This is a genomic window from Phenylobacterium sp. RIFCSPHIGHO2_01_FULL_69_31, assembly GCF_001824475.1.
Classification (GTDB): domain Bacteria; phylum Pseudomonadota; class Alphaproteobacteria; order Caulobacterales; family Caulobacteraceae; genus Phenylobacterium.
The window spans coordinates 31,228-40,930 of sequence record NZ_MHXN01000013.1 but is presented as its reverse complement, the minus strand read 5'-3'; the positions used below and the strand labels follow the sequence as shown (position 1 = coordinate 40,930).

Genomic DNA, 9,703 nt, shown 5'->3' with positions numbered 1-9,703 from the left:
AGCCGGTCTTGTCCCGCTACGTCTATCCGGGGTTGATCTACCTCGCCGCCGCGGTGGTCCTCTTCCTGCGCGGCGACGGGCCCCTCACGGTGTGGCCGCCCAGCGCCCCTTTCCTGTCCGGAGCGCTGTTGGTCATAGCCTCCATCTGGTGGAGCATTCTGGCTGCTTCTGACGCGCGCCCGGCACGGGGGCGTCTGCTTGTCGCCGCGCTTCCGATGGTGGCCCCGGTCGCCATGGGGGCCATGGGCGTTGCAAGGGACGACAACGCCTGGATCGGTATCGCCGCCATGTGGTGGCTCTACGGAATTCCCGTCGCCGCGAGCCTTGTCGCCATGCTGGTCGTTGGCGGCCGCCGCACGCCCGCTTCGGATGAGACGTCGGCCTAGCGGAACAGCAGGTCCAGTGGATGGCCGAACGGCGGCAGGGGCGGCGGTATGACAGGCTCGGCCCGCAGCCGCGTTCCCGCGCCCGGCGTCAGGGCGTCGCCCGGGCGGCGGCGCACGATCGGTTCGGCGACGTCGGCCGCGTAGCTGTTCGAGTTTCTCGACCAAGCCACGTAGCGCCGCGGCTCCCGCTCCAGCTCCGCCGCCAGGGCCCGCGCCGGCGCAGCGGCCTCGTGCGCCGTCGCGCCCGGCACGAAGCCGCGACCCACGACACGCCCGCCCCGCGCATAGTCGGCGCTCGCCGCCGCCGGGGTCACGCGGGCGTCGATGCGTGATTTTCCCAGGAGGACGCCTGCGCCGCTCGACGGTCCTGCGCGGGCGATCAACTGGTCGTTCCCGTCGTCGTACTCCACGTACATGTGTTCATGCGGCCCCGGCACGCCGGGAATGTCATAGGCCCGCACGGTCACACGGGCGCCGGCGCTGGGCCTTCTGGCGACGGGCGTGACCCGCTCCCGCGCCGTCGGCAGGCCCAGCGGATTGAGCGGGTCGCCGGTTGCAGGCCCCGGCGCGAAGGGATTGGGAAACAGAACGCTCCCGTTCGGCGGAGCCTTCCGCGGCACGTCCGCCGGAACGGACGATAGCCTGCCCTGAGGTTTCACGCCCATCAGCGCCCCCGCGCCATCTGGTCGTTGCGCCGGCGCATCCATTCCTTGGCGCCCAGTTCGTCGCGCAGGCCCCCGCCGCCGGCGCCGCCGCCCGACACGGTGACGGCCGGGCGAACCGCCAGGGCCTGGGCTCCGGCCTGCGCCTCGCCGGCCTGGTCGGCCCGCCAGGCCTTGTGCAGCAGCTTCCACAGCCGCGGGTCGGCCATCTGGGCCAGCTCCTCCAGGGTGACGCCGAACGCCTGGCCGTACTCCACCAGCTTGGCCGCCACCTCGGGCGACCAGCCGTCGATCTCCTCGCGCAGCCGCGCGCCGGTGGCCGCCATCTCCTCGGCGGCCGCCCGCGCCGCCCGCAGCTGGTCGCGCTCGTCGGCATGGGCCACGGCATAGGCCAGTTGCTCCCGCGCCTCCGCCATCGCCTGGAACCGGCCCCAGAGGTCCTGCGCCGCCTCGGGCGCCTCGGCGGCATAGGCTTCCCAGTCCACGCCTTCGAACTCGGCCAGCTGGTCGTCCAGCGCCGCCAGGCGGATGCGGTCGCGGCTCGCGCCGCGGAAGGCGCTCGCCTCCTGCCCGAAGGCCTCCCGCTCCGCCTCCAGCGCCCGGCGATGCTCCGCCAGCTCCTGGGTCTTGCGGGTGTAGTCGGCCTGGCGAAGGATCGCCCCCTTCAGCGCCGCCGGCACGGTATAGACCGCCCCGTCCAGCTCCACCTCGATGGTCTCGGGCTCGCCGCCGACCGCCAGGTCGCCGTCCGGGCCGAGGTCTTCCGCGCGCACGAGGTCGCCCTCGCCCGCCATGATGGCGTCGTCGTTTTCCATGGATGTCCTTTGTGGATTTGCCCGTGCGGGCGGGGTTGTCAGTCGGCGCGAGGCGTCGATCGCCGGAGCGCAATCGGCCGAACCGGAAGCCGGCTCGGCGCATAGATCGCTATCAGATCAAAGAGATGGAGCCTCCTTGCCCCGTTCAAATGAGTCCTTTTGAACGGGGAAGGCTCTAGCGACGAAGCCGATCGCGCAGGAAGGTGATCGTGAAATGCGCCGCCACCGCGAACACCGCCCAGCAGCCCGCGGCAAGCGCCGCCGCGGCGAGCAACCCGCCCATCGTAGCGCCTCCGCTGAGCCCCGCATGGGCGGAGACCTCCACCAGCGTAACGAGACCGATAGCGATGCCCGCGCCGATCGCCACGGCGCCGCTCGCCCTCGGACTCCAGCGACTGCTGGCGACAAGCTGGATCGCCACCGAGAGTACGATGATCGCAATCAGGAGGATCAGCAGGAGGTCGTCCATACTGAGCCCCGTCATCGCGTTTTGGCCGCCGCGTTCAAAGCGTATGTCATCGATCGGCGCCGGCTGCCGCGCCCGCCTGGTAGCGCGCAATCTCCACGCGACGTCGCCAGAGGCCTAGAAGGAGGGCCATGGCGGATATGGGCGCCCAAAGTCCCAGGATGACAGCCCAGCTGCCGACCATGTGCCAGCGATAGGATGTCAGAACCTCGGTGAAGGGCGGGTTTGCCAGGGCGACCACAGCCCAGAGCGCCGCCAGCCCGACCACCGGCGACACGATCACGCCAAGCCGACGCCACAGGCCGTGGAGCAGGGCGGCCATGTCGACTGGAAAGGCACACGCCGCCGTCGCCAGCACGCCGATGGTCAACAGCAGAGACCAGTGCATATCTGTACTCTAGCGCCTGGCCTGCAAGTGACCCGGCGCGCTCACTCCATCAGAACAAAAAAAGAACGTCAAGGTTGCAACTTCAGCGCTGCATCGCCTTCATCCGGTTGGTCTCGGCCTCGAAGGCGTCGATCTCCAGCTTGCGCGCCTCGTGCGCCCGGTCCTGCTTCAGGGCCGCGATCTCGGCCTTGGCCGCATTCAGCGCCTGGACCAGCTGACCCAGCTGCGCCTTGGCCTGCTCCACCTCCGGCGGCGCGCCCTTCACCTGCGCCGGCAACAGCGCGGCCATCCGCTGGGCGATCTCGTCCGCGCCCGGCCAGTCCAGGTTCCGCGCCAGCAGGTCGCCGATCAGTGGCGCCGCGGCCGGATAGGCCCGGATCAGCTCGATCATCTGGTTGGCCGCCTCCTCGCGGCGGGAGGTGAAGCTGGGCCCCGACCGCACCGTCAGGTCGTACTTGCCGGCGCCCAGGTCGTAGATCCGGCCGATAGCCTTCAGTTGCTCGGCGCCCTGCCCGCCCCCGCCAGCACCACCCGGCGCCACGCCCACCGACCGGGCCGCCCCGTCCGGCCCCAGCACGCGCACCACGCGTGCGGTCGCATAGACCTTGGGGATCAGGTCCAGGAGGATCCGTCCGGCGTGCCGGATCGAGCGGCTCAGATTGTCGATGTAGTGGAAGGTCGAGACATCGCCCTCCCTTTGCCGGGCCATGATCGCCCGGCCCGACGTCTCGTTCGACCGCGCCCCCAGGCTGGCGTCGAAGAGGCCCGTGATCGACTTCATGTCGTCGGCGGCGTTCATCGCCTCCTGCAGCGCCCCGGCCGGCACCCCGGCGAATCCCTGCCGCATGGGCGGTTCGGGCCCGTCGTACTCGATGTAGGCGTGGCTCTGGACGTTGGCCGTCGCCCATTTCGCCGAGTCCGTCTCGAACGCGCCCTTGCGGCCGATGAACGGCGCCTTGGGCGCCAGCGCCACCAGTTCGGTCGAGGTGGTGCGCCAGTAGTTGAACATCCGCTGGGGGTCCTTGGCGTCCCGCACCAGGCTGCGCAGCCGCCGGCGGCCATCGACCATCAGCTCCTCGCCATAGACCGGCACGATGGGGATGAACCGCCCGGCCCAGTCCACGGTCTCCAGCACCTCGGCGCCCGTCAGGATCCGCTGGGTCACGCGGTGGCTCGCCGTTTGCCGCGGCCGGCCGACGGGCTTCACGCCCAGCGCGTCGAACATCGCCTTCTGCGCCTTGTAGAGGCCCTCCTCGATCGCCTGGCCGTCCGAGAGCGCCAGGATGGTCCGGGTCGTGCGCTCGCGGCGCCAGTACTCGGCGATCATCACGCGGTCGCCGTCCAGCCAGGGCCCGCCCAGCCGTCCATAGTCGTCGCCGTCCCAGTCGACGGCCTCGGCGCCCTTCCACCACGCCTCGAACGCGGCCCTGGGCAGGGTGTCCACCACAAAGGCGGTGTTCCAGTCGCTACTGTCGGCCGCCGCGCTTTCCGGGTCGCCGTAGATCGAGAACGGGTTCGCCACCCGCTCGATGGCGATGTCCTGGTCGAAGCCGTCGTCGCCGGCATAGCGCGTGTTGATCCGGAAATAGCCGACCCCCGACGTCACCGCGAAGTCGAGCGCGGTGTCGTAGGCCACCTCGGCGTCCGAGCTCTGCTCGATATGGCGGATCAGGCCGTTGAACACCTCCGCCGTCTCCGGATCGGACGCCCCGTCTACGGGATGCACCGAGATCGCCGGCTTGTTCTGCCGCGCGTCGTTGACCACTTGGCGGATGAAAGTCGGCAGCCGGTTGATCGTCAGGCAGGGGCGGCCCTCAAGCTCCCGCTCCCGCCGCACCCGCTCCGGCCATTGCTCGCCCAGCCGGGCGAACCGCAGGTCGTCCAGCGCCTCGCGCCGGTTCTCGGCCTCGGCGTCGGCCGCCAGCTGGAACGCCGCACGGGCCTCTTCAAGGATATCTCGATCGGACAAAGGCTTAGGCCCCATAGGTTAAGGCCCGCGCCGGTCGACCCGGGCGGGTGAAGGCGGCCCTCGCGGACCACGGCGATCAGGTTGTGGAGAAAGGCCGCCCCGCCCTCACCGCGCGGCGCGGCGCGGCCCTCAAGGCGCAGTAATCAACCCTGACAGAACTCTCTCAAATTCGCGCGCAAATGTCAAGAACAAAACGCGAACGCTCAGGTCAGTCCTCGAGCAGCGCGTCCAGGGTGATCTCCGCGTTCAGGACGCGGGAGACCGGGCAGGTCTTCTCCGCCGCCTCCGCCACCTCGCGGAACTTGGCCTCCGACAGGCCCGGGACCTTGGCGCGCAGGGTCAGCGCCGAGCGGGTGATCTTGAACCCCGCCCCGTCCTGGTCCAGCGAAACGGCCGCCTCGGTTGACAGCTCCTGCGGCGTGAACCCCTCCCGCTGCAACGCGAAGGCCAGCGCCATGGTGAAGCAGCCGGCGTGAGCCGCGGCGATCAGCTCCTCGGGATTGGTCCCCGGCTCATCCTCGAAGCGGGTCTTGAAGCTGTAGGGCGTGTCGCTCAGCACCCCGGACGCCGAGCTCAGGGCGCCGGCGCCATCGCGCCCGGTCCCGCGCCAGACTGCGTTTGCCTTGCGGATCATCGGCTTCTCCTTCGGGGGTGGAATTCCACCCTGCGGCGCCGCGCCGCCGCCGTCGAGGGCCGTAGCCTCCACGCGCCCCTCGGGCGACGAGTTCAGTCCTCCTCGTCTGCGTCCAGTTCGGCCACCAGCCTGCGCAGGCGCGCCAGATCCTCCGGGGCCAGCGCCCGTTCCCGGGCGAAGTGCGCCACCAGCGGCGCAAGCTGGCCGCCGAAGAGCCGGTCCAGCAGGACCTGGCTTTCGGTGGTCATCCACGCCTCGCGGCTGAGCAGCGGCGCATAGACCACAGTCGCGCCCCGTCGCTCGGACTTCAGGGCCCCCTTGCGGATCAGCCGGTGGATGAGGGTGCGGACGGTGGCCTCGCCCCAGCCGTTGGCCGCGCCGGGGCCGGCCAGGATCTCCTCCACCCCGGCGCCCCCGCCGCCGCCCTCCGCGCCGTCCCAGACGGCGGCCATGACCTGGCTCTCAGCCTCCGAGATGCGCCGGTCAGCGACGGGCTTCGCCACCGCCGCCTCAGGCCGCCGCGCGGCGAATGCGGCCTTCCAGGTGCCGCTCGCAGATCACCGCCACGGTGGTCGCCAGCAGCCCCAACATGATCGCCAGCGTCGCTTCCGCCAGCCCCGGCGCTACAACGGTCAGGCCGGGCGCCGGCCGCACGTTCGAGATCCCGATGAAGCTGGCGAACATCACATAGGCGGCTGCGAGGCAGCCCATTGGCACTCCGGCGGAGCGGACGATCCGCAGCCGCCCCAACGCGCCCGCCAAGGCCTTCGCGTCAGCCTTGCCGACCTTGCCCAGGCTCACGCCCCATACCGCGACCGAGGCCGCCGCCGCCGCCAGCAGCAGCAGCATCACCAGCTTCATCTCGACCGAGGCGTCGGCAAATACCCCGGCCACGGTCAGTCGCTCAGAGGCCGGGACCACGGTGTAGGCCGGTTGCGTCTGCGCCCACGCCGCGCCGGCCGCCATGGCCGTGGCGACGCCGCCTGCCGCACCGGTCCGGAATTTCGTTCTTCCCATGGTCCGCATCGCGGCCTCCCGTTCGTTATTACACACGTAGCAATCGAAGCTTACATCTGTAACAACGACTGTCAACGGCCGCGATGGGACCGAAGGGTCAGGCGCTCCGGCGGCGGAACATGCCGACGATGAAGAGCAGCAGGATCGCGCCCGCCGTGGCCACCAGCAGGCTCGGGATGATCCCCTCGCCGGTGCCGATGCCCAGGGCCGTTGCAATAAAGCTGCCCAGGAACGCGCCGACGACACCCACGATCAGGTTCATCACCAGGCCGTGGTTGCGCCGCATGACCTTTTCCGCGATCCAGCCGGCCAGGATGCCGATCAGGATGGCGCCGATAATTCCTACTCCACTCATGGCTTTCTCCTCCGTTCGCCTGCGACGGCAATGCGGAGCGGGGCCGTTCGGTTGCAGGATCAGTAGTAGCGTGGGCCCGAGGCCATGAGCCGCCAGTACCAGACGGCGACGATCAGGGCGCCGACGCTCTCGAACGGCCGGGCTTCCATCAGGTCGATCAGCTGGCGCGCGAAGTCTGGCATCCGCGGCCTCCTGCCGCCTAACCGTCCCCCGACCATTTCACGTTTAAGATCAACACCCTTAACGTCGCTTAAGGAAGCAGGATTAACTTAGCCCATCCACGAGAGCGCGCCCGGCGATGCCCGCGCGTTCGGGCGCGCCGCCGCCTCCGGCCCGCCCCGCCGGTTCAGCGCGAACTCCCCGAACGCGTCCGCGCCATGGCTGGCCTGGTCGTGCAGCGGGCCGGCATAGCTGCGCGTCGCCCGGTTCCAGCGTTTGCGGTAGTTGCGCAGCCGCTCCAGCCCGCCCGCACAGCGCTCGGCGTCGAACCAGCACATGGGGATCAACAGCCGCGCGGCGTTCACCCGCTCCTCCGGATCGGTGGGCGCGCCCACGCTGATCCGGGACAGACCCATCGAGCCCAGGGTGTCGTAGCGCGAGCGCCCCGTCCCCAGCTCGCGCACCATCACGTCGTGCGGCAGGTGGTGCGCGCCCCACAGGTACGGCTTCCCGCCGATCGCCTGCCGGACCACCGCCTCCAGCCCCTCCCCGCTGGTCTCGAAATAGTCGATCACCCGCACCTCCCGCCCGGCCTGCTGGAAGAACCAGACCGCCGTATAGTCGTCGATCCCAAGGTCCCAGGCGGTGTCCACCCGCAGCGACGGGTCCACCGGCACGCGGCCGACCCGTCCCGCCCGTTCGGCCTCGGCCAAGAGGCTCGCGTAATAGGTCCCGGGCGCCGCGGCGTCGAAGTCCACCAGGTACTCGGAGGCGAACCGCGCCTCGCCTTCCTCCACCGACCCCAACTCGGCGATCAGCTCGCGCCGCTCCCGCTCCAGCTGTTCGGGCGTGAACACGTCCGTCTCCGTCGCCGGCGACTTCAGGCAGAACCACGCCGGATCATCCCGTCGGCTCTCGAACGCCCGCGCCGCGTGGTTGCGCCCGCGCGGCGTCCACAGGAACAGCGCCCAGCCGTCGTTTTCCAGCAGCATCGGCCGGATGTGCGCCCAGGCCTCAGGGGTCGCCAGCGCCCACTCCGACATCACCACGCCCGCCGCGGACGAACCCACCAGGCTGTTGTAGTTGTCCGAGCCCATCACCTGCCAGGTGGCGCCGTTCGCCAGCTCCACCAGCATCTCCGCCTCGCGGAAGACCGGGTGCAGGGCGGCCGGAAACGCCTCCTCGATCCGCCGCCGGCCGGTGTGCGGGTTCACCGCGTCCCAGATCGCCTTGCGCCCCTGCGCCGTCTCCGGCAGCAGGTGCCAGTAGGTGCCGGGCCGGTTCGACGCCGACCAGGCCGCCCAGTGCAGCGCCACCTCGTCCTTCCCCCACCGCCGATGCGCCACCACGTCCGCCCGCTTGGCGCCCTCCATCAGCGCTTCCCAAAGCTCCACCTGGTGCGGCCTCGGCTCCCAGTCGAACGGCAGCGCATTGCCGCCGGCCTCCACCGACGCCAGGGCCGCCATCGCCGCCTCGGCCTTGACCTTCAGCGCCGCCCTCACGCCTCGCCCTCCGGCTTGATCTCGCGGACGAAAGCCTTGCCGTCCGGCCCGGTCAGCTTCTCGAACCGGCGCGCGCGGAACACGATCTCCACCCGCTCCGGCATTTGCCGCGCCTCCTTCTCCGCCTTGCCGCCCCAGGCCTTGGGCGCGATCAGCGCGGCGCGGCGCATCAGGGTCGCGACCAGCAGCCGGGCCTGCGGGGCCGTCTCCTTGGTCGCCGCCCGCGCCACCGACAGCGCCTCGTCCGCGCAGGCGTCCGCCCCCTGCAGCCGGGCGCGCGCCACGGCCTCGGCAAACGCCGGGTCCTTGTCCTGCCAGGCGTATAGCGTGGTGTAGGAGGGCATGCCCTCGAAGGTGCAGATGGTGGCCCACGGCTCACCCTTCGCCAGCCGCTCGCAGATTTCCGCCGCGATCTGCGCGCCGTAGCGCACTTGCGGGGCCTTCGCCCTCGCCGGCGGCTTCTTGCGCGGACGCTTCGTGACCTCGGCGGCCGGCCGTGGCTTTTCGACCATGGCTAAGCTCCTTGTTTGTGTTGAACTTTCCAGCCCGGCGCGCCGCCACAAAGTGGTCGCGATCTCGGCTCTCCGTCGTCGCGTCCGCCCTGCGGCGCGAGTCGTATCGTCGGACATGCGTCGCCCTGGCCGCCGGCCGGGGCTACCTTGGGGAGCGAACTCGATGTCGTCCGAGGATCACTATCGCAGCCAGGCCGAAGCCCTGCTTCGTCTCGCCGCCGCCGCCGACAACATGCGCGACCGCGGCCGCCTCATCGACGAGGCCATGCACTGGCACAACCGCGCCATCGAGGCCCGGGAAGGCGCCGACGGCTCCCTTGCGGATGGCGCGGAAGAGCTGCGCTTCTAGGCGTCGCCCTTGCCGCGGAGCGCGGCGGCGCAGGCCTTCGCGAACGCCTTCGGGCTGATCGGCTTTTCCACCACCGCCACCCCTTCGCCCTTCAGCATGTCCACATTGCCGGTCACGTAGAAGTACGGGATCTCGCCCAGCCGCTCCGTGATCGCCCTGACCGCTTCGATCCCGGTCCCTTCCAGGATGCGGACGTCGGCGGTGATCAGGTCGGGGCGATGCCGGCTGGCCTGCTCCACCGCATCGGTCGGCGTGGCGGCGATGTCGAAGCTTCGATACCCGAGACCGCGCAGGAGGTCCTCGACCTCGAGCGCGATGATCATTTCATCCTCGATGATCAGGGCATGCGGCGCTGACGGGTCCGGCATCACAGGAACATGGCTCCGACGGTGCGCGAGACCAAGCCCGCACACCCCCAATGAGTCGTCCCCCGACCACCCCATGGGATCGGCGAATGGTGAAGAAGGCTTGAACAAGCGCGGCCTTGAG

The 9,703-nt window shown here is 70.4% G+C and carries 15 protein-coding genes; 2 read left to right on the top strand and 13 right to left on the bottom strand.

The window, feature by feature from the left end; genetic code table 11:
* Positions 1-8: 8 nt before the first annotated feature.
* The gene (locus A2790_RS08665) at positions 9-386 is read left to right on the top strand and encodes a hypothetical protein (protein WP_293390032.1); all 378 of its coding nucleotides are present in this window, start codon (positions 9-11) and stop codon (positions 384-386) included.
* Here the strand turns inward: A2790_RS08665 and A2790_RS08660 are convergent.
* From A2790_RS08660 to A2790_RS08605, 12 genes are all read right to left on the bottom strand, one after another.
* Entirely contained in the window at positions 383-1,051 is a 669-nt protein-coding gene (locus tag A2790_RS08660; RefSeq protein ID WP_293390030.1) for a hypothetical protein, read from the bottom strand. The genes A2790_RS08665 and A2790_RS08660 overlap by 4 nt on opposite strands.
* Positions 1,051-1,863 carry a hypothetical protein gene (locus A2790_RS08655; protein WP_293390028.1) on the bottom strand — a complete coding sequence of 271 codons (813 nt, stop codon included), beginning with the start codon at positions 1,861-1,863 and terminating at the stop codon, positions 1,051-1,053. The genes A2790_RS08660 and A2790_RS08655 overlap by 1 nt, the downstream gene beginning before the upstream one ends.
* A gap of 175 nt (positions 1,864-2,038) precedes the next feature.
* Entirely contained in the window at positions 2,039-2,332 is a 294-nt protein-coding gene (locus A2790_RS08650; protein ID WP_293390025.1) for a hypothetical protein, read from the bottom strand.
* Between the two features lie 46 nt (positions 2,333-2,378).
* Positions 2,379-2,717 carry a hypothetical protein gene (locus A2790_RS08645; RefSeq protein ID WP_293390023.1) on the bottom strand — a complete coding sequence of 113 codons (339 nt, stop codon included), beginning with the start codon at positions 2,715-2,717 and terminating at the stop codon, positions 2,379-2,381.
* 82 nt (positions 2,718-2,799) lie between these two features.
* Positions 2,800-4,686, bottom strand: coding sequence for a portal protein (locus A2790_RS08640; protein WP_293390020.1), 1,887 nt, complete (start codon positions 4,684-4,686; stop codon positions 2,800-2,802).
* Positions 4,687-4,894: 208 nt separating this feature from the next.
* A complete protein-coding gene (locus A2790_RS08635; RefSeq protein ID WP_293390017.1) occupies positions 4,895-5,320 on the bottom strand; it encodes an OsmC family protein in 426 nt (141 codons plus the stop codon).
* Between the two features lie 92 nt (positions 5,321-5,412).
* Positions 5,413-5,823, bottom strand: a complete 411-nt coding sequence (locus A2790_RS08630) for a BlaI/MecI/CopY family transcriptional regulator (RefSeq protein WP_293390014.1) — start codon at positions 5,821-5,823, stop codon at positions 5,413-5,415.
* 7 nt (positions 5,824-5,830) lie between these two features.
* Positions 5,831-6,337 carry a hypothetical protein gene (locus tag A2790_RS08625; RefSeq protein WP_293390011.1) on the bottom strand — a complete coding sequence of 169 codons (507 nt, stop codon included), beginning with the start codon at positions 6,335-6,337 and terminating at the stop codon, positions 5,831-5,833.
* Positions 6,338-6,434: 97 nt separating this feature from the next.
* Positions 6,435-6,692 (bottom strand): GlsB/YeaQ/YmgE family stress response membrane protein, encoded by a 258-nt coding sequence (locus A2790_RS08620; protein WP_293390009.1) that lies wholly within the window; start codon positions 6,690-6,692, stop codon positions 6,435-6,437.
* Between the two features lie 59 nt (positions 6,693-6,751).
* Positions 6,752-6,874, bottom strand: coding sequence for a hypothetical protein (locus A2790_RS08615; RefSeq protein ID WP_293390006.1), 123 nt, complete (start codon positions 6,872-6,874; stop codon positions 6,752-6,754).
* 87 nt (positions 6,875-6,961) lie between these two features.
* Positions 6,962-8,353 (bottom strand): hypothetical protein, encoded by a 1,392-nt coding sequence (locus tag A2790_RS08610; protein ID WP_293390003.1) that lies wholly within the window; start codon positions 8,351-8,353, stop codon positions 6,962-6,964.
* Positions 8,350-8,865 carry a hypothetical protein gene (locus A2790_RS08605; RefSeq protein ID WP_293390000.1) on the bottom strand — a complete coding sequence of 172 codons (516 nt, stop codon included), beginning with the start codon at positions 8,863-8,865 and terminating at the stop codon, positions 8,350-8,352. Before A2790_RS08605 ends, A2790_RS08610 begins: the two co-directional genes overlap by 4 nt.
* A gap of 163 nt (positions 8,866-9,028) precedes the next feature.
* Here A2790_RS08605 and A2790_RS08600 point away from each other — a divergent pair, with 163 nt between their 5' ends.
* Positions 9,029-9,214, top strand: a complete 186-nt coding sequence (locus tag A2790_RS08600; RefSeq protein WP_293389997.1) for a hypothetical protein — start codon at positions 9,029-9,031, stop codon at positions 9,212-9,214.
* Here A2790_RS08600 and A2790_RS08595 read toward each other — a convergent pair.
* Positions 9,211-9,582: a response regulator gene (locus A2790_RS08595; RefSeq protein WP_293389995.1), complete on the bottom strand. Its 372-nt coding sequence runs from the start codon at positions 9,580-9,582 to the stop codon at positions 9,211-9,213. The genes A2790_RS08600 and A2790_RS08595 overlap by 4 nt on opposite strands.
* Between the last annotated feature and the right edge of the window lie 121 nt (positions 9,583-9,703).

Coding starts and splice junctions, on each gene's coding strand:
- A2790_RS08660 (WP_293390030.1), bottom strand. CDS start 1,051: ATGGGCGTGAAACCTCAGGGCAGGCTATCGTCCGTTCCGGCGGACGTG.
- A2790_RS08655 (WP_293390028.1), bottom strand. CDS start 1,863: ATGGAAAACGACGACGCCATCATGGCGGGCGAGGGCGACCTCGTGCGC.
- A2790_RS08650 (WP_293390025.1), bottom strand. CDS start 2,332: ATGGACGACCTCCTGCTGATCCTCCTGATTGCGATCATCGTACTCTCG.
- A2790_RS08645 (WP_293390023.1), bottom strand. CDS start 2,717: ATGCACTGGTCTCTGCTGTTGACCATCGGCGTGCTGGCGACGGCGGCG.
- A2790_RS08635 (WP_293390017.1), bottom strand. CDS start 5,320: ATGATCCGCAAGGCAAACGCAGTCTGGCGCGGGACCGGGCGCGATGGC.
- A2790_RS08625 (WP_293390011.1), bottom strand. CDS start 6,337: ATGGGAAGAACGAAATTCCGGACCGGTGCGGCAGGCGGCGTCGCCACG.
- A2790_RS08620 (WP_293390009.1), bottom strand. CDS start 6,692: ATGAGTGGAGTAGGAATTATCGGCGCCATCCTGATCGGCATCCTGGCC.
- A2790_RS08615 (WP_293390006.1), bottom strand. CDS start 6,874: ATGCCAGACTTCGCGCGCCAGCTGATCGACCTGATGGAAGCCCGGCCG.
- A2790_RS08605 (WP_293390000.1), bottom strand. CDS start 8,865: ATGGTCGAAAAGCCACGGCCGGCCGCCGAGGTCACGAAGCGTCCGCGC.
- A2790_RS08600 (WP_293389997.1), top strand. CDS start 9,029: ATGTCGTCCGAGGATCACTATCGCAGCCAGGCCGAAGCCCTGCTTCGT.
- A2790_RS08595 (WP_293389995.1), bottom strand. CDS start 9,582: ATGCCGGACCCGTCAGCGCCGCATGCCCTGATCATCGAGGATGAAATG.